The organism is Sulfurimonas sp., assembly GCF_041563035.1.
In the GTDB taxonomy this organism is placed as follows: Bacteria; Campylobacterota; Campylobacteria; order Campylobacterales; family Sulfurimonadaceae; genus Sulfurimonas.
In genome coordinates, this window is the sequence record NZ_JBFFNS010000012.1 from 34,103 (window position 1) to 54,794 (window position 20,692).

The 20,692-nt window shown below is 31.8% G+C and carries 28 protein-coding genes; 3 read left to right on the top strand and 25 right to left on the bottom strand.

The genetic code is table 11. The features are described 5' to 3' along the window. Positions 1–6: 6 nt before the first annotated feature. Genes speA through hisS form a run of 3 tightly spaced genes read right to left on the bottom strand, consistent with a single transcriptional unit; the run spans position 7 to position 4,784 of the window. Positions 7–1,836, bottom strand: a complete 1,830-nt coding sequence (gene speA / locus ABZC13_RS08910) for a biosynthetic arginine decarboxylase (protein ID WP_373002573.1) — start codon at positions 1,834–1,836, stop codon at positions 7–9. A gap of 8 nt (positions 1,837–1,844) precedes the next feature. After that, positions 1,845–3,572, bottom strand: a complete 1,728-nt coding sequence (locus ABZC13_RS08915; RefSeq protein WP_373002575.1) for a glutamate synthase-related protein — start codon at positions 3,570–3,572, stop codon at positions 1,845–1,847. Further along, entirely contained in the window at positions 3,573–4,784 is a 1,212-nt protein-coding gene (gene hisS, locus ABZC13_RS08920) for a histidine--tRNA ligase (RefSeq protein WP_373002577.1), read from the bottom strand. Positions 4,785–5,019: 235 nt separating this feature from the next. Between hisS and ABZC13_RS08925 the strand changes: the two genes are divergently transcribed. Then, positions 5,020–5,697 (top strand): superoxide dismutase, encoded by a 678-nt coding sequence (locus ABZC13_RS08925; RefSeq protein ID WP_373002579.1) that lies wholly within the window; start codon positions 5,020–5,022, stop codon positions 5,695–5,697. 9 nt (positions 5,698–5,706) lie between these two features. Here ABZC13_RS08925 and tmk read toward each other — a convergent pair whose 3' ends face one another. From tmk to ABZC13_RS08955, 6 genes are all read right to left on the bottom strand, one after another. Beyond that, a complete protein-coding gene (gene tmk, locus ABZC13_RS08930) occupies positions 5,707–6,279 on the bottom strand; it encodes a dTMP kinase (RefSeq protein ID WP_373002581.1) in 573 nt (190 codons plus the stop codon). Beyond that, positions 6,264–6,755 carry a pantetheine-phosphate adenylyltransferase gene (gene coaD / locus ABZC13_RS08935; RefSeq protein ID WP_373002583.1) on the bottom strand — a complete coding sequence of 164 codons (492 nt, stop codon included), beginning with the start codon at positions 6,753–6,755 and terminating at the stop codon, positions 6,264–6,266. The genes tmk and coaD overlap by 16 nt, the downstream gene beginning before the upstream one ends. Before the next feature lie 2 nt (positions 6,756–6,757). Next, positions 6,758–7,276 carry a UbiX family flavin prenyltransferase gene (locus ABZC13_RS08940; protein ID WP_373002585.1) on the bottom strand — a complete coding sequence of 173 codons (519 nt, stop codon included), beginning with the start codon at positions 7,274–7,276 and terminating at the stop codon, positions 6,758–6,760. After that, positions 7,273–8,142: a flagellar basal body P-ring formation chaperone FlgA gene (gene flgA, locus ABZC13_RS08945; protein ID WP_373002587.1), complete on the bottom strand. Its 870-nt coding sequence runs from the start codon at positions 8,140–8,142 to the stop codon at positions 7,273–7,275. Before flgA ends, ABZC13_RS08940 begins: the two co-directional genes overlap by 4 nt. Positions 8,143–8,245: 103 nt before the next feature. Continuing rightward, positions 8,246–9,043: a ribonuclease HI gene (locus ABZC13_RS08950; RefSeq protein ID WP_373002589.1), complete on the bottom strand. Its 798-nt coding sequence runs from the start codon at positions 9,041–9,043 to the stop codon at positions 8,246–8,248. Between the two features lie 29 nt (positions 9,044–9,072). Next, the gene (locus ABZC13_RS08955) at positions 9,073–9,552 is read right to left on the bottom strand and encodes a peptidylprolyl isomerase (protein ID WP_373002591.1); all 480 of its coding nucleotides are present in this window, start codon (positions 9,550–9,552) and stop codon (positions 9,073–9,075) included. Between the two features lie 92 nt (positions 9,553–9,644). On the opposite strand from ABZC13_RS08955, the gene ABZC13_RS08960 reads away from it, so the two are divergent. Further along, positions 9,645–9,971 carry a hypothetical protein gene (locus ABZC13_RS08960; RefSeq protein WP_373002593.1) on the top strand — a complete coding sequence of 109 codons (327 nt, stop codon included), beginning with the start codon at positions 9,645–9,647 and terminating at the stop codon, positions 9,969–9,971. On the opposite strand, the gene ABZC13_RS08965 is transcribed toward ABZC13_RS08960, so the two are convergent. The 16 genes from ABZC13_RS08965 to ABZC13_RS09040 all read right to left on the bottom strand — a co-directional run bounded on the left by ABZC13_RS08965 (position 9,948) and on the right by ABZC13_RS09040 (position 20,361). Then, positions 9,948–10,235, bottom strand: a complete 288-nt coding sequence (locus ABZC13_RS08965) for a DUF1294 domain-containing protein (RefSeq protein ID WP_373002595.1) — start codon at positions 10,233–10,235, stop codon at positions 9,948–9,950. The two genes, ABZC13_RS08960 and ABZC13_RS08965, sit on opposite strands and share 24 nt — an antisense overlap. Positions 10,236–10,300: 65 nt before the next feature. Beyond that, the gene (locus tag ABZC13_RS08970; protein ID WP_373002597.1) at positions 10,301–11,404 is read right to left on the bottom strand and encodes a tyrosine-type recombinase/integrase; all 1,104 of its coding nucleotides are present in this window, start codon (positions 11,402–11,404) and stop codon (positions 10,301–10,303) included. 49 nt (positions 11,405–11,453) lie between these two features. Continuing rightward, a complete protein-coding gene (locus ABZC13_RS08975; protein ID WP_373002599.1) occupies positions 11,454–11,684 on the bottom strand; it encodes a hypothetical protein in 231 nt (76 codons plus the stop codon). Beyond that, complete coding sequence (locus tag ABZC13_RS08980) at positions 11,681–11,923, bottom strand: hypothetical protein (protein WP_373002601.1); 243 nt, start codon at positions 11,921–11,923, stop codon at positions 11,681–11,683. The genes ABZC13_RS08975 and ABZC13_RS08980 overlap by 4 nt, the downstream gene beginning before the upstream one ends. Then, on the bottom strand, positions 11,920–12,153 hold the full coding sequence (locus tag ABZC13_RS08985; RefSeq protein ID WP_373002603.1) for a hypothetical protein: 234 nt from the start codon (positions 12,151–12,153) through the stop codon (positions 11,920–11,922). Before ABZC13_RS08985 ends, ABZC13_RS08980 begins: the two co-directional genes overlap by 4 nt. Further along, on the bottom strand, positions 12,150–12,404 hold the full coding sequence (locus ABZC13_RS08990) for a hypothetical protein (RefSeq protein ID WP_373002605.1): 255 nt from the start codon (positions 12,402–12,404) through the stop codon (positions 12,150–12,152). The genes ABZC13_RS08985 and ABZC13_RS08990 overlap by 4 nt, the downstream gene beginning before the upstream one ends. Then, positions 12,401–13,762, bottom strand: a complete 1,362-nt coding sequence (locus tag ABZC13_RS08995) for a replication endonuclease (RefSeq protein WP_373002607.1) — start codon at positions 13,760–13,762, stop codon at positions 12,401–12,403. Before ABZC13_RS08995 ends, ABZC13_RS08990 begins: the two co-directional genes overlap by 4 nt. Positions 13,763–13,816: 54 nt before the next feature. Next, positions 13,817–15,040, bottom strand: coding sequence for a type II secretion system protein GspD (locus ABZC13_RS09000; protein ID WP_373002609.1), 1,224 nt, complete (start codon positions 15,038–15,040; stop codon positions 13,817–13,819). Further along, positions 14,991–16,202, bottom strand: a complete 1,212-nt coding sequence (locus ABZC13_RS09005) for a hypothetical protein (RefSeq protein ID WP_373002611.1) — start codon at positions 16,200–16,202, stop codon at positions 14,991–14,993. The genes ABZC13_RS09000 and ABZC13_RS09005 overlap by 50 nt, the downstream gene beginning before the upstream one ends. Then, the gene (locus tag ABZC13_RS09010; RefSeq protein WP_373002613.1) at positions 16,199–16,645 is read right to left on the bottom strand and encodes a hypothetical protein; all 447 of its coding nucleotides are present in this window, start codon (positions 16,643–16,645) and stop codon (positions 16,199–16,201) included. Before ABZC13_RS09010 ends, ABZC13_RS09005 begins: the two co-directional genes overlap by 4 nt. Before the next feature lie 2 nt (positions 16,646–16,647). After that, positions 16,648–18,165 carry a hypothetical protein gene (locus tag ABZC13_RS09015; protein WP_373002615.1) on the bottom strand — a complete coding sequence of 506 codons (1,518 nt, stop codon included), beginning with the start codon at positions 18,163–18,165 and terminating at the stop codon, positions 16,648–16,650. Positions 18,166–18,333: 168 nt separating this feature from the next. Further along, complete coding sequence (locus tag ABZC13_RS09020) at positions 18,334–18,762, bottom strand: hypothetical protein (RefSeq protein WP_373002617.1); 429 nt, start codon at positions 18,760–18,762, stop codon at positions 18,334–18,336. A 63-nt stretch (positions 18,763–18,825) separates the two neighbouring features. Beyond that, on the bottom strand, positions 18,826–19,023 hold the full coding sequence (locus ABZC13_RS09025; protein WP_373002619.1) for a hypothetical protein: 198 nt from the start codon (positions 19,021–19,023) through the stop codon (positions 18,826–18,828). Positions 19,024–19,179: 156 nt separating this feature from the next. Continuing rightward, positions 19,180–19,311: a hypothetical protein gene (locus ABZC13_RS09030; protein ID WP_373002621.1), complete on the bottom strand. Its 132-nt coding sequence runs from the start codon at positions 19,309–19,311 to the stop codon at positions 19,180–19,182. Between the two features lie 11 nt (positions 19,312–19,322). Then, a complete protein-coding gene (locus ABZC13_RS09035) occupies positions 19,323–19,703 on the bottom strand; it encodes a hypothetical protein (protein WP_373002623.1) in 381 nt (126 codons plus the stop codon). A gap of 331 nt (positions 19,704–20,034) precedes the next feature. Continuing rightward, complete coding sequence (locus ABZC13_RS09040; protein WP_373002625.1) at positions 20,035–20,361, bottom strand: hypothetical protein; 327 nt, start codon at positions 20,359–20,361, stop codon at positions 20,035–20,037. Between the two features lie 80 nt (positions 20,362–20,441). Between ABZC13_RS09040 and ABZC13_RS09045 the strand changes: the two genes are divergently transcribed. Then, on the top strand, positions 20,442–20,681 hold the full coding sequence (locus ABZC13_RS09045; protein WP_373002659.1) for a helix-turn-helix domain-containing protein: 240 nt from the start codon (positions 20,442–20,444) through the stop codon (positions 20,679–20,681). The last annotated feature ends 11 nt before the right edge of the window (positions 20,682–20,692 follow it).

A 20,692-nucleotide genomic window follows, 5' to 3' on the forward strand; every position in this document is an offset into this window, starting at 1 on the left:
TAACCCTTAATTTGTTGTTCGTAAATAACCATTTTGTTCTACAAAAGTTTCAAGTTTTGCAAGTGTATCATGTTTTTCTTTTTCTGTGATAAAATCACTGATTTTCAAATCATGTTTAAGTTTGTTTAAAATATCACTTTTATTGTACCCGATTGACTCTAGAATATCTAAAATATTTTTTGATTCTACCTCATTTTTAATAATATATGAAGAATCATCAATTTCTATAGTATATTCATTTGGATGGGTGAAAAGATTGTGATTCATCCCTAATGTTTCTTGATAAGCACCAACATTAAAAAATCCTAAAAAGTATTCTTCTTCATCCAAGTTTACATCATGCAGGTACAGTGGTTTGTCAGGATTAAAACCTATTTCTCCATCGCTGTCGCATGTGATATCCCACAGTGAAGCCGCTCTTAGCGGAACAACATCTAAATGATGAAGCGGCATTACCGGAAAATGCTGATCTAAGCCCCAGTAATCTGGCAAACTTTGAAATATTGATGCATTTATTAAGTATCTTTCTTGAAGTCTTACTTGAAGTTGTTCAAATTCATTTGTTGAGTATGCATTAGTTAGATATAAGGCTTTTTTAATGATACTGTGCACCAAAATCTCAGCATTTGATCTGTCTTGAAGGTCTATATAACCTAAATCAAACAGTGTCAGTAAAGATTCCATATGATCTAGTGCATCGTGTAAATACTCAATAGAATTTTTATTATTTAGATTTTTAGACAGATACTTTAACTCTTCCAATAGAGGCGGATTAACCACTTTAAAGTTTAGTAGTCTTTCTTGATAATCTTGAGTGAATAGTTCGAGAACCGGAGTAATCAACACAGCATGAGAAGCCACTATGAATCTACCTGATTCTGTGTAGATATCAGGATGTGATACATTTTTAGCATTCATGATTTCACCAATTAAAAATACAACAGAACTTGAAAACTCATCAACTGAGTAGTTACGAGATTTAGAATGTGTATGTTGGTCATATTCAACGGCCAAACCACCTCCGATATTAATACTGTTAAGCGAATTAGCACCCATCTTTTTAAGTTCAGCATAAATATTTCCAGCTTCTCTAAGCGCACGTTTAAGTGGAGCTATATCTTCCATCTGTGAGCCAATGTGAAAATGAATCATTGTAAGATTTTCTAACATGTTTTCATTTCTAAGAAGTGTCATTGCTTCTATGATTTCTGTTGATGTTAAGCCAAACTTAGCATCCATTCCACCACTTTTAGCCCAAATTCCTGTTCCAGCACTATGCAGTCTTACTCTAATGCCAATATTTGGAACTTTAAGATTACACTCATTTGCTACTTCTATAATTGTTTCAAGTTCACCAAGACCTTCAATAGTAAGAGTAATATTATGTCCACTTTGAGCAGCTATAAACCCAAGTGTCATCATCTCTTTATCTTTAAAACCATTAACGGTTATAGGAGCTCCATGAGTTGTTTGGCTCATAGCTAGTATAAGCTCTGCCTTACTACCTGCTTCAAGTCCATAGCCAAACTCTCTGCCTTGCTCTGTTATGGCTTTAACAGCGTGAGGGTATTGATTTACCTTAAGAGGAAAAACAGCATTAAAATTTCCCTTATAGTTATTTAGTTTTATAGCTTTATCGAAATAAGAGTAAAGAGTTGTGATCTGTTTTTTAATTAAGTGAGGAAATCTGAGTAAAATAGGCCCTTTGACGTTATTTATACGAATTTTTTCTATTATAGATAATAGAGCCGGCATACTTTTGTAGTTTAACTTTATTTGACCATTTTCTATTATGAAATTATTGTTTGACCATATGTCTAAGCCGTAGTTGTTCATTGTTGCACCTATATGTGTAGTTTTTTATGAAAATATTTATCTATATCAAAGTATATTTCAGCATTTTGATTTTTAAATGTAAGATGTGATTTGTTTACATCATTAATATTTTTAACACCCATAACAGAAGCGACCATTTTCATTCCTTTTATGAGGTTCGTATGGTAATTACCTATCTCTTCACCTTCTTTTTTAACTAAGTAAGAAGCTCTTTTTTTCTTATCTTGTGTTGCTAATCCAACAGGACAAACGTGAGAACCAAAGCCCGAACACATTCGTGCTCGAATACATCCACCACTCATCATGAATCCTCTGGCAATGCCGACAGCATCTGCCCCCATACATAGTGTAATAATTGCGTCATCAGGTGTTAATACTTTCCCGCTGGCAATGATCTTAATATCTTGGCGTATTTCATGCTTTTTAAGCATGGTATCCAATACATAAAGAGCGTTGTTTGTTGTAAGTCCAACTGACTCCATCAGTTCTAACGGTGCTGTTGCACTTCCACCTTCTCCGCTGTCTACAGTAATGAAGTCTGGTATTGTTTTGCCTTGTGCTTTTCTTTTTGCTATCTCTTTAACCATTTCATCAACCGAATTTGCATCTGAGATAACTATTTTAAAGCCAACAGGTTTTTTGGAAAGCTTTTGTAATCTTTCTACAAAATCAAGTAGATGTTCAGTTGAATCTGCAAAAGGAAATCTGTTTGGAGAAAATATATTTTGACCTTCTGGAACACCTCTGTAGTAGGCAATATCAGCAGTAACTTTTGCCGCTGCTAATTTTCCACCAGTTTGCTTTGCCCCTTGTGCAATCTTAATTTCTGTCATTCGACAAAACTTCATTACTTTTTGGTATCTCAACTCATCAAAATTACCATCTTCATCTCTTACACCATAGAGTCCTGAACTCATTTGAAAAATAGTGTTTGGTATATCGTTTGGCACTTCTTTTGGAAAAGCTTCAATAGGTGCTTTCCAGTTTACTCGAAATAAAACATGAGAGGTTGTGTCATAGATATATGTATTTTGAGTTTTCTTGTGTAGTAATGTAGTTCTGTACCATTTAAGAGCTATTGGTCTGTTGAAGAACTTATCTCCAATTTTAAAAAGAAACTCAGCAAGAGGCTTGCTTTTTACAATTTCAAGATAATTAGCATTATTTAAATCAGGTTTGTGGGTAAAAAGGTGATTAGAAGTTAAAGAGCCCTCACCAGTATTAATAGTTAACTTAGAATTTACTCCAGCAATAGAGAATGCTCTTATAGCTTCTGGACTCAGAGAGCCATCACTCATCGCAGAGCGAATTATTGGTGTGTGAGAAACAAATGGAATCTCTCTGTCTTTACCAAACACTACTGACGTGTCATCATCAACTTCATCATCATTAAGTACATTTGTAGCGTGTTTGATAATAAATCTTGAACCTGAAAATGGCTGAGTTACAGAAAATGACTTGTAATTTGGTTTATTTTTTGCTGCCGTATATACCCAGTCAACCTTGTCTTTTGAATCATAAAATGTTTCTTCTGCAAAGTATTGACGAAGAGGCTCTCTTAACGCTTCAAACAGATATCTAGCACGACCAATAACAGGATAGTTTATTAGTAAGGCATGTTTTCTTTGTACATATTTATCATATACATAGAGCATTATTGTGGCAATAAGACCAGCAAGCAGAAAAAACTCAATAAAATCTACAAATAAAGCCCACACAGCATGCAGTGTATCCATTTAAAACTCCTTTAAAGTAATTGTTCTTTCTGTCTTGTCTTCTAGGTTTTTTACCCATATCGTACCATCATTGAGTTCATTAGAACCTACTACACAGCAAAATTTAGCATTCACTTTATCAGCAGCTTTTAGGTGCTTTTGCAAGTTTTTAGATTTATAATCAACAGTTGCCTTATCTGTTTTTCTTTTATCTTGAGTAAGTTTGATTACAAGATTAACAGCTTCATCGTCCATAGCTCCCATATAGTATCCATCTCTTGATACTTCAGGCATTACTATCAGTTCCATAAGTCTCTCTATCCCCATAGCAAAACCAACAGCTGGAGTAGGGCGACCATCTAGAAACTCTACAAGTCTGTCATATCTACCACCACCAGCGATGGCACTTTGTGAGCCGATATTATCACTTACAAATTCAAATGCGGTTTTTGAGTAATAGTCTAGGCCACGAACAAGGTTTGTATCTATTTCATAATCAATGCCATTATCCTCTAAAATCTTTTTCAGAGCACTGAAATCATCTTCGCAGTTTTGGCATAAGCAGTTGATTAATTTTGGTGCACCCTCATAAAGAGTTTGACATGAAGTATTTTTGCAATCAAGTACTCTGATAGGGTTAGTGTCTAGTCGTCTAACACAATCTTCACAAATCTCATCTCCACACCCTTTTACAAATTTTACTAATTGATTTCGATAGTCAGGCATACAGTTGTTATCACCTAAAGAGTTTAACTGAAGTCTATACCCGATTCCAAGAGCTTTTAGAATGTCACTAACCATCATAATCATAGTAGCATCTTCATAAACACTATCTACTCCAAAACTCTCAACACCAAATTGATGGAACTCTCTGAGTCTTCCCTTTTGTGGTCTCTCGTAGCGGAACATTGGACCATGATAGAAAAATCTGTGTGTTCCTCCGGCTTTGTCTAGTTTCTTCTGAATAAATGCACGAACAACACCGGCAGTTCCCTCTGGACGAAGACAGACATCATTCTCACCTTTATCGATAAACTGATACATCTCTTTACCGACGATATCACTTGATTCACCAACAGAACGCTTAAAAAGAGCAGTTTCTTCCAACAAAGGAGTTTCTATGAAGTGATAGCCATACTTTTGAGCTATCTTTGTAGCTGTGTTAATGAAGTGAGTAAATCTCTTATAATCTTCACTTAAAATATCGTTCATTCCCCTGAGTGATTTAATCATTTGTATCCTTGAATTATGTCTATTAGCGTAATAATTATTAATATGAAAGGATACCATTTTTTGCTTATATAAGATTTATTGAAGCTGTTTTTTTACAACAATGAACGTACTTTTAGATATAAAATCAGTATTATTATTTTATATCTAAAAGTAAATAATATTATTCAATGCAGTTTAATAAAAAAATCTTATAATTGTTAAATAGTGATATATTTAAATTAGATAAGGAAAAGCTATGATTGAATTACCAAAATTACCATTCGCTGACAATGCCCTTGAGCCTTTTATCTCCGAGGAGACGATAAAGTATCATTATTATAAGCACCATACTACTTATGTAAATAAGTTGAATGAGTTAATTCAAGGAACTGAGTTTGATAAGATGTCACTCTCATCAATTATTCGTGATTCTGATGGAGCAATTTTTAATAATTCTGCACAAGTATTTAATCATACTTTTTATTGGAATAGCCTTACTGATTTAAAGTTAAATCCAGGTGGAAAGCTTTTGACAAAGATCAATAATGACTTTGGCTCTTTAGAGGTTCTAAAAGAAGAGTTTATAAAGGCTGGAACAACACTTTTTGGTTCAGGTTGGATCTGGTTGGTTCGAGAGCCAAAAGGGCAGTTGATGCTCAAGAAGACCGAAAATGCTCATACACCTATAAGTTCAGGATTGGTACCATTATTTGTATGTGATGTTTGGGAACATGCTTATTATATTGATTACAGAAACTTACGTCCGAAATACTTGGAAGAGTTTTGGAATCATATTAATTGGGATTTTGCAGGAGAAGCATATGAAAAAACAGATAATGATGTTTTTATAGGGACAGAAGTGTGTAATGATATACACGATCCTTTTTGTCAGATACTTGATGATCTCCAAAATGGAGACAGAGTAACAAGCTAAATAAAAGAGTTACTCAATATTCTTGAGTATCTCTTTAGTTATCTCTTCTCTACTTTTTGTAGCATCTATGGTTACTAATTCCAAGTTTAGAAGCTCAGTAGCTTTTATGATAGCGTCTTGTATGCTTAAGAGATATTCTGCGCCTCTTAGCTCAATACCGTCCAGTTCTTTTTGAGATAGTCTGAATTGGAGTTCTTCTTTTGTAAGTTTAAGAAGAAAAACTTTCTCAGGATATATACCGCCCGTTGCAAATCTATTTAAGTGAACTATAGCTGTCTCACTTATCTCACCTTGAATCAAAGCGTATGCTACACCACTTACTGCACTTCTATCAGAGATAATCATTTTGTTTAAATTAGGCTCGATTACTTCTTTTATATGCTCGGCACGGTCAGCTAAAAAAAGTAAGAATTCAGCCTTTTTACTTTGAGCCTTTGCGCTAAGAACTATCTCTCTTATCTCTTTTCCTATTGCAGTTGCACCTGGTTCTTTAGTAATGATCGCATCTGGAAAGTTGTCTTTTAGTTTTTGAATCTGTGTGCTCTTTCCTGCAGTATCTATGCCTTCTATTGCAATGTACATGAATCCATACTCCCTATAATCTCTTGAACTTCTTTCGGAAGTAGATGCTCAGTTTTAGCGTTGAACTTTAATAAGTTTCTTACACTTGATGAACTGATAAAAGCATGTTTTAGTTTTGGCATCAGATAAACAGTTTCTATGGAGTCATCTAAAGAGTTGTTTAGATATCCGAGTTGCAGCTCATATTCAAAATCACTTACTGCTCTAAGTCCACGGATAAGAATAGTTGCTCCATGAGTTTTTGCAAGTTCTACTGTTAGATTGTCAAAACCAACTACACTTACATTATCTAAATGTCCTATTGCTTTGTTAGTCATCTCTATACGTTCATCAAGTGTAAACATAGGCTTTTTATCTCTTGATATAGCAACTGCAATAATTACTTCATCAAATAGTCCTAAAGCTCTTTCTATAATATCATAGTGACCATTTGTAATAGGGTCAAAAGTACCGGGGTAAAGCGCAATTCTTTTCAATTTTATTCCCATCTTTTATATAAGTTGTTTTCAATACCTAGCAGATCAAACCACTTGCCTATAATGAAGTTTTCCATCTCATCAAGGGTCTGCTGCTCTGAGTAGTAAGCCATTACAGGGGGAGCTATAATAACTCCTAAAGTAGCAAGCTTTTGCATGTTTTCTAAAGCTATGGCAGAAAAAGGCATCTCTCTTGGAGCGATGATAAGTTTCTTCTGTTCTTTAATCATTACACTCGCGCATCTTGTAACTAAGTTATCTGAGATGCCACAGGCGATCTTAGCCAGAGTGTTCATACTGCATGGCGCTATTATCATAGAATCTGTACCAAATGAACCAGATGCAATACTGGCAGATATATCTTCATTATCATGAGTTGTCAGATTATTCTCTTTATCTAAAACAATCTCAGAGTTTTTCGTCATAATAAAATGTTTATCTATCTCTTTTGGAAGTAACTTAAGAGTTTTTAATCCCAAGTTTACTCCGCTAGCACCACTAGTGGCAATAATTATCTTCATCTTATCTCCGCTCTGTTTTTACCTGTTACTCTTACTTTTAGTCTTTTCCCACTTGCTTTTTGAACTGTTATAGTATCACCAAGTTTTCCATTTTGTAAAGCTTTCGCACTAAAGCTAATAGACATATTTTGGTTATTTAGACTAATATTTATATAAGAGTTTTTCTTAACAACACTTAGAATCTCAACATCTCTTGTTGTTATAATTTTATCTTCTTTTATATGATGCTTGCCCTGAAGACTCTTAGCATTTAGATTTTCAATAGGTTTTGACATGAATCTATCTAAAATTATACTCTTTTTTAGGGTGTTTACACTTGATAGCTCAACATCTTTTTTGATTTGTTTTCTTGAAAGATATATCCAAATATTCGCAACTATATCATAGTTGAAGAATATCTTCTTGTTATCTGGAGTTTTTATATTTACAATACCACTTCTTGAGAGATAGTTCTTATTGTTAATTTCAATAGCATACTCTTTTGGTAAGGATGTTATGTACCCTCTAGTTTCAACTGTAACACTCTGTATATCTATTTGATCATAACTTTTCAAATAGTATTCCTTAATATAAGAAGCAATTTTGGAAGTATCTATTGGACTTTTCTTTATAAACTTTATATACCTGCTTTTGGAAGTATATCCCCTGTATCCATTCTTTTTAAGTATTTCAATTAACTCTTTTGATTTTACTCTTTTTGTATATTTACCTAGTTCAATTTTATATATTTGTTTGTTATTTGGAGCATCTTTTATAATGTGGGAAATGTAGATGTCATCAGAAGTTATATAATAAGTGTCTCTTAGGGTGTTGTTTGCATAGAGCATTGCAGAAAGTAGGATAAAAAATATAAATTTTGTAGGCATATAAACACTTTTTGTCTATTTTAGCATAGTTGTAATAAAAGTATGTCTAGTACTATTATATTCTATACTCTAAGTTATACTTTGTTGTAACTCTTTTAAGATTTTATCCAGCTCTCATCTTCAAAATATCTTCAATAATTATCTCTTTGTCATACTTGACAAAAGATTGACATTTTTTTTGAATTGTATACATTGTCATTCTATCAGCTAACTCATTTCCCTCAAAACCTGCATGCGCTTTTATGTGGGAGAGTGTTACATCTTTTTTTATGGAATTATATAAATGGTATGCGAGTTTGATGATTTCTAGGTTTTTAATCTCTCCACCTTTTTTTGTCCATCCTTTTTTTTCCCACGATATGGCCCATGTTTTTATGCAGTCTATAGAGTACATAGAGTCGCATTTAATTTCAACCGTGTTTCCATTTTCTGCTTCTTTTTGAGCGAGTAGCAGAGATTTATAAAGTGCTCCAAGTTCGGCTGTGTTGTTCGTGCCCATCTCTTCATATAGTCCGTACCAAAGTTCTGATAGTTTGTCATTTCTATAAACGGCTACTCCAGAACCTGCTTTACCTGGGTTAGGAGTACAGCCACCATCACAATATATTGTTACATCACCTCTTGTCTCTTCAACTGTTATCTCTTTGTCACTCTCTTCTTTTCGGAACTTTTGCAAAGCTTTGTAGTTAAAAATGATTTTGTCTTGAATCTCTTTGTTCTCAACGCCGTTTAGTAAAACAAATAGTTCAGCTCTGGCATCTGAGAGTTGCTTATTCATTGATAAGTCTCTCCATAGAGATGTTTCATCTTCTTTGATGTCGAGTAAAACAAGTTGAGACTCGTTTATCTCCTTGCCTTCATCTACACCTAAGTTTAATAATATTTCTGTAACTATTTGCATTCTTTTCCTTGTGTTATTACTCTTTAGACTTAGTCGAGGTGTTGAGTGCCGTGTTCGAGAATTTTGTTAATTGCATTTTCTTCTAGTTCTTGAATCTTCTTGACAACCCCTTCGAAAGTGAGTGTTTTTCCAGCAAGTGGGTGATTTCCATTGAGTGTAGCATGGTCATCCTGGATATCTATGACTGTAAATATTACAGTTTCGTCTGGAGCTACATCGGTACTTCCATCAAGCTCCATCCCAACGTAAATGTCTTTTGGAAGATCGCTAAGTAGTTCTTTTACAATAAGTTCTTCATCATACTCGCCAAAAGCTTCTTCCGGGGAAAATGTTACTTTAAAAGTATCATCAACCACCTTGCCCTCGACAGCATTTTCAAGTTCTGGAAATATATGGCCATATCCTCCATGCAGATAGATAAGTTCTCCCTCATTTGGATTAAGATGCTCCCCATCAGCATTATGTAGTGTGTATTGGAGGTACACAAGTCTGTTTTTAGCTATTTCCATAAAATATTCCTTCTCTTTTTATCGGATTATAGCACAAGATTTTCAAGTGCTTTTTGATAAAATCTATTTTACATTACTTAAAAGGTAAGAAATTGGAAGAATTACAAGATTTACTAAAAGAGCTTGAGCAAACATTACACGATAGACTGAATGCTACTAGAAGTGGAGCACTGCATGATGTGAAAAATTTTCATAGTTCAGACGATTTTGTCAGCTTACTAGAAGAATCAGAAAATGACCTTAGCTCTTGCATTGAAGAAATGGAAAATGTTGAAGATTGCAATATAGATGAGTATACGCGTTTAGCTGAGACAGCAAAGAATAAATTTCAAACAGAAGTTACAACATTAATAGATACATTGGATTTTTATGATTTAGAAGAAAAAGCTAAATCATTAGTTGTAAAAAAATATTGCTAATACTTGTATTATTGCTACAATAGTAAACTTTATCACAAATGATGCTTTCTTAATCTTATGTCTAAATATAAGCATAGAGATTATAGAACCAAGTGTACCACCAATGAGGGTAGAAAATAGCAGCTTCTTCTCGGATACTCTTTGTACTTTATCTAAATTTTTAACTGCTTGTACTTTATCGTAAGAGTAGAGCATAAAAGTGATTAAGTTGATTAATATTAAATATATTTCTAAGTAGCTAAGCGTGAAGTCTATATGTATCATCTGTAGCCCTATTTGTAGGGTATTATGGGTTGTGTGGTACCAGAGAGGGGATACTCACAGTCATTCTAATTTGTGGACTCTTTCGAGCTACTATCAGTAGAATCATCAGTAAAGATGTTCAAACTACGGTTTATTTTAAGGTGTTCACCTTTGATGAATTTCGCATAATTTCTTACTATCATCTCAGTATTTGAGTGACCAGCCATTTGTGCAATTTCAAGCATATTAAATTGACCGGATTTTAGCATAGTAGTTATAAAAGTATGTCTTGTACTATATAATATTCTATACTGAATGTTACATTTAGTAAGTAACTCTTTCCAAAACTGTGTAAGCTTCGCTGATTTATAGAACATGTTGCCCGTATGAGGGTTTAGAAAAAGCGGAATACTTTTACTAATAGATCTATACTCTTTCAAGATTTTATACAGTGGTTCAAATATTGGTACATCTCTAACAGAGCTTTTAGTCTTTGGTGTATCTATCTTACCATTTCTAAGGCTTTTAGTAATAGATATAAAACCATCATCAAGATTGATATCATTCCAATTAAGTGCTAATGCTTCACCTGTTCTAATACCCGTATAAAAACTAATAGCAAGAAATGTTCTAAACCAAATAAAGTCTACATTTGATAGGATTAAATTAACCTCTTCTTGAGTGAATGGTTCTAAGTCTTTTTTGACATGTTTAGGTAGTTTAATACCTTTAGCAATATTGTCTGTAATTACTTCATATTCTATAGCTATATCCAATATAGCTGCTATAGTGTTCGTAAGTATCTTAACCCTCTTTGGAGTTACTTTATTAGCTATCTTAGACTCAGCAAAATGATTAATCTCATATCTTTTTATAGATGTCACATCTCTTTTAGTAAAGATGGGTAAAATCTGATTTGAGACTATATTAGACACTTGGTCATAAGTCTTTAGCTTATCTTTAGAAGCAAGATACTTCTTAGAAAAGAAATCAAAGTCTTTGTTTTGTTTTTTAGTATCTATCTCACCGTTTAAAATTTTGATTGTCATGGGTGGTATAATACTGTTTTTAATGAACTTACGGTTTGTTGGTGTGTCTTCGAGTTTGGTACTACGTTGGACGCACTTTCCGTCTAAGTAGAACTGTACATACAGATTCTTACTTGTACTTTTTTTGACAATACTAATCATATATTTTCCTTTATACAATCAGCAATATTTATAGCGATTGCTATTATACTCAATTGTTTAATATATCATTTACGAGCGTTGAGATTTCATCGCTTTCATTACCGTTTATCCATTCTAAAAGAGCGTCTCTATTCCACAATGGATGTGTTAGACCAATTGGAATGAAATAGTGTATACCTTTCTTGAATACCTTGTCTTTTAAGTCTCTAAGCGTGTTTGTAGAGATACCTAGATTACTTTGAACTTGACTTGGTTTTAAATACATAGGTAGTTCTTTCATCTTAAACCTCTTTTTTTTGCTTCCGGTAAAACGGTACCGTTTCTTAATAAGTTAGATAATGCGAACATGTCGCCCTTAATTATCTTCTTTGCTTCCTGAGTAGGTTTAAGTGATAATAAAACTCTTTCTAAAGCATTTTTAAACTTCATGTAGTTACGACAATTTAAAGAGCAATATGATTTAGGCTTTGATGTACTATCATCATTGAAATCATTACCACATGTATGACATATGCTCATTTTAAACCCTTTAAATATTGTTTTTCATATGGAGATATACGTAAAACTTTTTTACTATCTAATAAAAAGACTACATCACCTCTAATAGAATCATTACCAACATATCTGATAGTAATAAAATTTATAGAATTAGTTTCTTTAGAAATAGTACAACTAAATATATTTGGACTAAAATAATTAAATTCTTTAGCTTTGTTTTTAGCTTCATTAGTAATATTTGATTGTGTCATTTTAAGATACCTCTCTTAAGTTTTTTATACGCTTTTTTTGCATGTCTGTACTTTATGAAATTTCTTTCGTAAATATATTTATCACTGTGTATATCAAGCATATCAACGTTATATATCTTTTCACTCTTTATTCTTGAATACTTTTTTTCATTTAATGCTAATGAAATATGAAGCACTTCTAAACCTATTTCATATTGACCGTTACATTCGTGTTTGTCCATATATGCTAAAAATTCTTTTTCTATACTCATTGGAACACCTCCATAGCTTCATAGCTATCTGATGGAATCATGTATTCGCTTTTAATTAAACCTCTATCAATCATCAAGTTGTGTGTAACTGCATAGTGAGCAGGGTTAACACTTTCAATAGTGATACTTTCAAAATATTGTCTTAGTTGATAATTTTTCATTTGGTATGGTTTTTTATCTATCTGTTTAAAACCATTTGATTTAACAAAATATCCGATTAAATTATAATCTTGATATGTAGGAATAGGATTTTCTTTTTTAGTCCACTTGGTAGGAGTTTTATCGTATACCTTTACGTTAATATTTTTTTCTTTTACTTCACCAATCTCTTTAATAACCCTGTCTTGATAAACTACCTGATATTTACCATATTGATAGATTAATTCTCTACCCGTATAGTTATCAATAAAATAAAAATAATTATCTTCTCTGGACCACTCAACATGATTATTGCTATCGTTCATTAGATCAGTCAAGTGATACCAATCATTCTCAAATGCATAAGCCTTTTGGTAAACCCATTGCGGTACTATAGACTTAGAAGTGACACAACGCATGATTCTATGTTTAATGTACCAAGCCTGAATATAATCAATTTGTTTTTGGTTTTTAACATCCATAAAAGACTTAAGAATATACTTCATAACGTATGCAGTTGTATCTTTTATATCAGTTTGAAAAGACTCTAATTCTTGATTATCAATTTTATAATCTTGTATGAATTTTTTACTGTCTTTTATACGTCTGTTTTGTGGAGCAGGGTATGACTTTATAAAGTCCTTTTTAAACTGTTCAATATACTTAAATGGGATATATAACATAACATGAAAGTGAGGTACACCGTCCTTATGAGGCTCTACAGTTCTGATGTACATATAGTTCGCATTTTCTTTTTTTAATTTTTTAAATGCGTAACTTTGTTGATATCTTGCAGTTTGATGATTAAGTATGTTGTATAAGTCTTTAATTGTTAAAGTTTTTCTAGCTTTTATCTTTTGACGAACTTCTCCAAGTTTCTCACTTGTTGGAGTACTTCTCAAAGCTATAAATCTTTCTTTATCGGATAGTTTGTCAAACCTAGTATAATCACCATGTAATAAATCTCTAAAATAACCATCAAGTGTCATAGTTAAAAAACAACTGTGAAGACCCTGAGTAGAAGCAATCTTAGTCATAGTGTCAATCTTATTATTAAGTTGAGCATAATACCTAACTGAATGATTCGCACTATAGCTAACATCCTTAAGTGTCTTTACTTGACCAGAAGAGGTAGTAAAATAATTATTATCTAAATAACTACTTTGATTGTCAAGTTTATTTTGTACTGTTTTCAAATCGTTTTTGGTTAATCCAAACATGTGTCACTCCTAATTTTAAAATGTCCGTAAACTTTTGTTAAATAGACAAGGAGCCTACTTCTTTTCGCCGACTTTTCCCCCACTTCGTGGGGGTACCCCCAGTGTCGGCTCACTCGTCGGCTCAGTAAATGATTCATTATTGTCTACATTTGATATAAATATGGCGAATGTTTCTTTTTTAATAGAATCAGAATCCCATTTAAATATCTCTCCAAGTAATGGAATTGCAGCGAGTATAGGAATCTCTCTATGGAGTGTTCTAGCCTCTGTACCTTTTAACCCTGCTATCATGATAGACTCACCGTTTTTAAGCTTTATATAGTTATCTATGGAGCGTTTAGCAGTAGTAGGAGTAAGAGTTTTATCTAGTATGATTTCATATTGCATATTTATATGAAAATAAACATCTTCATCTGTTACAGCTACTTTATCTATATTGATTTTTGAGCCTACATCTTTATATTGAAAACTATTTGATTCTATGTCGTTAGTTCCATTTATAGCTCTATCTTCACTAAGATAAGGAATATTACTTGTAATCTGAAAATCTGTTTTTTCATTATCAAACAATGAGAGAATAGGGGAAAATTTAAAATCTATAATTGAGCTAGTCTTTAAATCACTTAGATACATATCTAAAGAAAAACTTGGAATATTTAAAAATAGAGTTTGTGAACTAGAAAGACCTTTGATAAGTGTTTTATATTCAAGACTATTAAGACCATCAGAAGCTTTAGTATCTATATTTAAACCAAACTCTTTTAAATCATCATCTTGAAAACTAATCAAAGTAATTTTTACTTTTTTGCTCTTAGTAGATTTGTCCAGGAGATCTATAAGATTTTTAATTTCTTTAGACTCTTTGTTGTCAGATTTAAAAATAATAGTCTTTTTAGATTTTGAGACTATGATGTCTTTATGATACATCTTTATAATAGGAATTATTTTATCTGGTAAGAGAAACTTTAATTTAACACTATGATACTTTTTATCTTTACTTGTTTTCTTGATATAATAAACAGAACCATAACGAACTAAATACATATCATTCTTATGAAGAATAGATTTTAATACTTTGAAAGAGTCTTTAGACTTGTAATCATTTGGAAGTATCAAACTAAATTTAGTATCAATCTCTTCATCTATAATAATATTGATATTTGAAGTGTTAGATACAAATCGTATGTAATCTACGAATGATGTCCCACTCATATCAACAGCTAAAATATTACTTTGTAAAAGAAACAGGAGCAGTAAAGTCCATTTTGCCTTTATCATGTTTGTCACCTCTTTTTTCTAAATTGAAACTCATTAAATCGTTGTATAAAGACTCTTCAACACTAACAACAACCAAAGAGTAATAATCATTAATCTTAGAGCTAAACAATATTTCCATATTGACAGCAGTTGCAAATGTTTGCATTTTTTTAAGCGGAACAGTAAAAGAACTATTTTTCATAGTGCAGTTGTCTAAATTACAATTGAAAAATATTAAATGTTCACTATCCTCTCTTGAATAATCTTCTTTGTCATTATCTAAAAGTTTAGATTGTTTGCTTTGTGTAGTATCATTATTTTCTAAAGAAGAGATAGTTTGTGAGTCATTTGAATATTTAGAGTTGAAAATTTGAAAGCCAAAATAAACGACAAAAATAAGAATTACTGGAATAAATAGTAATTTAGCAAATACAGATTTACCAACATTCTTTTCACCAGTATCATAGAAGTCTTGTATATCTTTTTTCATTAAAATATTTTTTGTTTCTATATGATATTTTTTAAATTCTTGAGACTTAAAATAAACCTCATAACGAAGCATTTTTGAAATATATCTTCTAGCCGAGTTTTGACCAAAATAAAATTTATTTCCATGTTTTTTATATTTACGGTGTATTAAATCTAAATCCTGAGTAATCATAATAAGATAAATTCCAAAGTGTCTACGATAAGAGAAAAAGCGACCCCAAACTAAATCAAAATAAGCTTTACCATCTTCATCCACTAAATCTTCTTGACACTCATCCCATACAATCATAGAACCGCCAAACTTATCAAGAAGCCCAGAAGATTTTAAATAATTATCATAGTTACCATGATATTTTGATATATCATTATCTGTCTCTATTTCTTTAGTATTATCTTCGTCTTCATGAACTATTGGAAAAATATCATCTTCTTTAGCTTCTAATTTTTCTCTATATTCTTTAGATAGTTTTTGAAACTTTTTATATAGTTCTAGCTCTGCTTTTGCAAAGTTGTATAAATCATCTTTGTCAAAGTCTTTTATGTAATCATTAAAACCATTTTTTAGATTTACATTTGTGTATATTAAACGCTCTTTTTTATCATATGACTCTTTCATAAACATACTTGCTAAGTATGATTTACCAACACCAGTACCACCTATAATAAACTCTGTAGTATTTGTTAAATCACTCATACTACTCTCCAAACTTTGTTTAGTTCATCTGAAACAGCTTTCATAGACTTTGTAGCTATAGAGTAGAGTCCACGAGTGAAAAAGAAAATCATTACAGATATAAAAAAGCTAAATGCAGAATTGAAACCAGAAGCTATACCACTGACATTTAAAAGATATAAAAAACAACTAAAATACTTTGCAGAATCTCCACTCATACTAGATGTAGGATTATTTATCAAATCAATAACAACATTGAATTGAGTATATGTCTCAGAAATAAATATTACAACTGCACCAAAGAAAGCAACATATATTAGTACAACAGCTACAGAAGCAGTCTTTTGAAGACCAAACTTAACAGCACCTAAGCCAAACTTTTTTATAAGAAAAGGGAAAAACTTTTGGATTATAAACATTAACCCAGTACCAATAGCAGTAACTAAATTTATAATTAAAGGCATCTCTATTCTCCTCTAGCAAAATAAGCAAATATCATTTTAAAAATTGAAATCATAAATCCAACATAAACAACGAGAGAAAATATTGAAGAATAAGGAGATATATAACCTGCAAACTTTGCTAAGTGTTCATCATTACATGAACCACCACCAATATTTAAAACTGGTTGCTGACCACTTAATAAAGATTTTGTTTCATCAAATTTAGTTTTAATAGATGTCATACCATCAGTAAGCTCTGATACATTGTCCGTTAGATTATCCATAATACTTTTAGTTGTATCAAGTGGAGTTACATCTATATCCATGTTTGAAGGGTCAATACCATCACCAGTAGTATTTAAAACACCATTTATATTGTCTAAACTTGATTTAATACCATCTAGTTTAGTATTGGAAGAAGTAAGCTTATTGTCAATATTAGAAAGCTTACTGTTAGTAGTTAATAAATTTTCATTAATAGTGTCAATTTTAGGATTTAGATTATCTTTGATAGCAGACTCAATAGCTCTTAAACCCTCTATAGTTGATAGATTGGCATTTGTAGGGTCTATAGTTGGAAGATTAGATAAATTTTGGTCTGTTACTTCCGATGGAGTAAGATTATCCATATCAATATTATGATTCTCTGGATCAGTTGGAACTGGTTCACCACATGAAACTTCTACATATTTTTTAATTCTATAATCTTTCACACATTGATACTCTATATATGCTTTATTACATTCCATACCAGATTCTTCATGACCAATAGGAGGAAGCCAAATTCCTGCTTGACCAACACAATCCTCACAATAATCATGAGTCCAACGTCTAGCCCAATTATCATTTATACAACCACTATTACTTCCAAAATTAGTATTATCAGGAGGGATAATACATTTATTAGTAGATTGGTCGAATACACGACCAGAGTTACATTTAAAAGCAACAACCTTACAAGTTTGAGTTCCATAATCCCATCCAATAACTTCAACAATACCCAATGAAGAGTTATAACGCTCCATATCCTTACAACCTTGTTCAGTTGTAGGAACTGTACCAAAAGAAGTAACACCATTTGAAGTATTATTATCAGGAAAATCAGGAGGTATAGCAGAAGTTAAAAGCACACACTCATTATTTTCATTAAGATATTCAGTATCAGGATTACATGAAGGAGCAGGAGGTGCTTCACAATGGTATGTTTCAGGATTTAAAACAGTATCAACAGGACATGAACCAGTAGTAACAACATATTTATCATATGTATAATGGCAATAACTTCCACCACATTCACCTTTTGTTGTAAACTGAATTATATTAGAAGAAGCCATACTATAATACTTAGAGGGATAACTTCCTATATTTGCTAAATATCCGCCAGAACTGTCATAATGTTCAATAAAAGTTGTTACTTTCATATCATCCTGAAAATATATACCGCCATAATGAACAAAACCATTAACATTTGATACATTAGCACTAAAAAGAGAAGAATAACTAAGTAGTAAACTATATAGTAGAAGGGATTTTAGACGCATATTCTTATCCTCTAAGAAGCTTTCCAGCTCCGAAGATTCCCATTAAAAATAGAGTGAAATATATGAAGATTGAAAAGAAACAATCAAAGCTAGGGATATTTAAAACCGGCAGACATTCCATTGCAAAAACCGATATATTAAAAGCTATTAGCATTAATATTAATCTCATTATTTGTGTTCCTCGCTTATTATGATTTGTATAAAACCGAAAAGAAATACAAAGCCAATTAGCACACCAGTAAGACCATAAAGAAAATTAGTTTGATGTAGTGTCATTCCAAAATCATCACTGTAAACATTCCAATCAATCAAATGACTTTGTTTTTTGATTTTGTCTAAATCTAAACTGTCTATTGCAGATAAATTATCAATTTCAGTTATTGAAATAAAAAGATTGATTCTATTATTTACTAAAGAAGTGATATCTGTATTGCTTAAACCAATGTCTAAAAAATCTTTTTCAGAGTAGTAATTACAAAAATATAAACTAGCTTGCTCCTCATAATCAGTAAAATATATACCGCTATAAGTGCCAGAAGCTTGAAGAGAAACTAAAGAGCTAAAAAATAAAAAAGACAATAAAAATAATTTTCTCATTTTTTAAACCTTTGAAATATTAAAAGAGGAAAGAATAAATCAAACCTCTTTTAGGTTGAACTTCTAAGCGAAGAATCTTTTTGCTTTCATTAACAGACCGACCGTGATAGCGATACCAAAACCGATAACCGCCGCACCCTCAATATCTGTATAGTCAGCAGTAGGCATAATAACCGCAGCACTTAAATCACCCGCTAATACTACACCCGCAGTACCTAACGCAACTACTTTTTCTTTTGTTCCTTGAAATAACTTTTTCATCGTCATTCCCCTTAAAATGAGCTAGAGTCCGTAATAACTCTGCATTAAATAATATTACGACTACTTAGTGCAGAACTACTACGGAAGAATCTAACGCTCTATCGTTTGTTACCTCTATCGTTTCACTATGACGAGGCTTGGAAAGATGTTGAACCGTTAACCTAAACAACTAAGCATGAAATCTCTTGTATTTCTTAAGCACTCTAATTTAGCTTTGTTATGTGTATCTTTTTGACTAGCTAGATAAGTGATATTTGCTTGTAGTATTTTTAGATTATTGATCAACATCTTCTACACCTTTAAGCTTTTGCTTTAAAACCGTTAAGCTCTAAAAACACATGACCCAAATCTAGACTTTTAGCAGTATAAATTTGACTACCACTATAAAGTTTAGGAATTGAAGTGTTTACAAAAACTGGTTGTTTTTTAGAACGAAGACCTCGAAGAAGATTAGCAACATCCTCAGCCTCTTTATTACTTGAACAAGGAATTTGATATTCCACTATTTCTTCAATCTCTTTAACAGTACCCTCAAAAGGTTCTTCTAGTATGTTCAGTGTTCTAAATTTAGTAGAAGCTGAATAATCAGTTCCATTTATATTTCCACTACCGCCGGGCTTAATAGAAGAGATTTCTAAAACCTCATTCTTAATAGAAAAACCTTGTTTAATAATACTCATTGTGTCACTCCTCAGTGAAGAAAATTTTACTTAACCAACTGTCATTAATTAAGTTTAAAAAACATAACTGTTTATGCTCTATGAACTTAACTATTTATCTCTATTTACAGAATTTTTTATTACTAAATTCATAAATATCATGAACAAAAAAGCAAAAATATAAAGATAAGGGTTTGTTAACATCTATAAATCCTTTGTTTTCACTTACTATTTTTTTTGACCCTCTTAGAAGTGACTGAAAGAGGGGAGATTAGCTTTAATTTTTTTAGTGGAGTTCTAACTCAATGCTCCCTTTAGGACGTCCCCGCCTTACATCAAACTTGATATATCATTACGTGATTGCGGTTTTTTGTATGCTAAATATAGCTTTTACAAGAGGTTTGATATGTTCACGTGGCACAAAAAGGCTCATTTGATTATCAACCCTAATGTAATGCTTCTTATCTCTGTCTATATTCCTATATGCTCTATGCAAAATCAACTTTTTAAATAGTTCTAATAGTTCTTTATTAAGTCTTTTTTTGGTAGTATTTAGCAAAGAAGTGTCAAATTTATGATTATTTGTGTTTATGTATTCTAAAAAATCGTTTTTATAGTCTATTTCCAAATTGAAGAAATCAGAAAATAAAGCTGGTCTTTGAATAATTCGAATCTGCATTTGCCACTTCCTTTTGCACAATAATTGTGCTTAATTAATAAAAATGATACAACAGTTGATATTAAACAAAACTTAAATATATCAATAATTATGCAAAAAAGTATAAAAAGGCTCAATATATGAAAAGAGAAGAATTAGCAGAGCTGTTAAATGTAAGTAGAAACACTTTAGCAAATTGGGAAAAAGATAAACCAGAACTGGTTAGATTAATAAATCAAGGATTTGCACTTGATGAAAGTATAGAAGCGACAGAAAGACATTTAGAAAACTTGAAAGCTATAAAAGCGAAAGCTAGTAGCGGTAAGTTTAAGTTGAAGTAGGGGAGAGTTAT

Coding starts and splice junctions, on each gene's coding strand:
- speA (WP_373002573.1), bottom strand. CDS start 1,836: ATGAACAACTACGGCTTAGACATATGGTCAAACAATAATTTCATAATA.
- ABZC13_RS08915 (WP_373002575.1), bottom strand. CDS start 3,572: ATGGATACACTGCATGCTGTGTGGGCTTTATTTGTAGATTTTATTGAG.
- hisS (WP_373002577.1), bottom strand. CDS start 4,784: ATGATTAAATCACTCAGGGGAATGAACGATATTTTAAGTGAAGATTAT.
- ABZC13_RS08925 (WP_373002579.1), top strand. CDS start 5,020: ATGATTGAATTACCAAAATTACCATTCGCTGACAATGCCCTTGAGCCT.
- tmk (WP_373002581.1), bottom strand. CDS start 6,279: ATGTACATTGCAATAGAAGGCATAGATACTGCAGGAAAGAGCACACAG.
- ABZC13_RS08940 (WP_373002585.1), bottom strand. CDS start 7,276: ATGAAGATAATTATTGCCACTAGTGGTGCTAGCGGAGTAAACTTGGGA.
- flgA (WP_373002587.1), bottom strand. CDS start 8,142: ATGCCTACAAAATTTATATTTTTTATCCTACTTTCTGCAATGCTCTAT.
- ABZC13_RS08950 (WP_373002589.1), bottom strand. CDS start 9,043: ATGCAAATAGTTACAGAAATATTATTAAACTTAGGTGTAGATGAAGGC.
- ABZC13_RS08955 (WP_373002591.1), bottom strand. CDS start 9,552: ATGGAAATAGCTAAAAACAGACTTGTGTACCTCCAATACACACTACAT.
- ABZC13_RS08965 (WP_373002595.1), bottom strand. CDS start 10,235: ATGATACATATAGACTTCACGCTTAGCTACTTAGAAATATATTTAATA.
- ABZC13_RS08970 (WP_373002597.1), bottom strand. CDS start 11,404: ATGATTAGTATTGTCAAAAAAAGTACAAGTAAGAATCTGTATGTACAG.
- ABZC13_RS08975 (WP_373002599.1), bottom strand. CDS start 11,684: ATGAAAGAACTACCTATGTATTTAAAACCAAGTCAAGTTCAAAGTAAT.
- ABZC13_RS08980 (WP_373002601.1), bottom strand. CDS start 11,923: ATGAGCATATGTCATACATGTGGTAATGATTTCAATGATGATAGTACA.
- ABZC13_RS08985 (WP_373002603.1), bottom strand. CDS start 12,153: ATGACACAATCAAATATTACTAATGAAGCTAAAAACAAAGCTAAAGAA.
- ABZC13_RS08990 (WP_373002605.1), bottom strand. CDS start 12,404: ATGAGTATAGAAAAAGAATTTTTAGCATATATGGACAAACACGAATGT.
- ABZC13_RS08995 (WP_373002607.1), bottom strand. CDS start 13,762: ATGTTTGGATTAACCAAAAACGATTTGAAAACAGTACAAAATAAACTT.
- ABZC13_RS09000 (WP_373002609.1), bottom strand. CDS start 15,040: ATGATAAAGGCAAAATGGACTTTACTGCTCCTGTTTCTTTTACAAAGT.
- ABZC13_RS09005 (WP_373002611.1), bottom strand. CDS start 16,202: ATGAGTGATTTAACAAATACTACAGAGTTTATTATAGGTGGTACTGGT.
- ABZC13_RS09010 (WP_373002613.1), bottom strand. CDS start 16,645: ATGCCTTTAATTATAAATTTAGTTACTGCTATTGGTACTGGGTTAATG.
- ABZC13_RS09015 (WP_373002615.1), bottom strand. CDS start 18,165: ATGCGTCTAAAATCCCTTCTACTATATAGTTTACTACTTAGTTATTCT.
- ABZC13_RS09020 (WP_373002617.1), bottom strand. CDS start 18,762: ATGAGAAAATTATTTTTATTGTCTTTTTTATTTTTTAGCTCTTTAGTT.
- ABZC13_RS09025 (WP_373002619.1), bottom strand. CDS start 19,023: ATGAAAAAGTTATTTCAAGGAACAAAAGAAAAAGTAGTTGCGTTAGGT.
- ABZC13_RS09030 (WP_373002621.1), bottom strand. CDS start 19,311: ATGTTGATCAATAATCTAAAAATACTACAAGCAAATATCACTTATCTA.
- ABZC13_RS09035 (WP_373002623.1), bottom strand. CDS start 19,703: ATGAGTATTATTAAACAAGGTTTTTCTATTAAGAATGAGGTTTTAGAA.
- ABZC13_RS09040 (WP_373002625.1), bottom strand. CDS start 20,361: ATGCAGATTCGAATTATTCAAAGACCAGCTTTATTTTCTGATTTCTTC.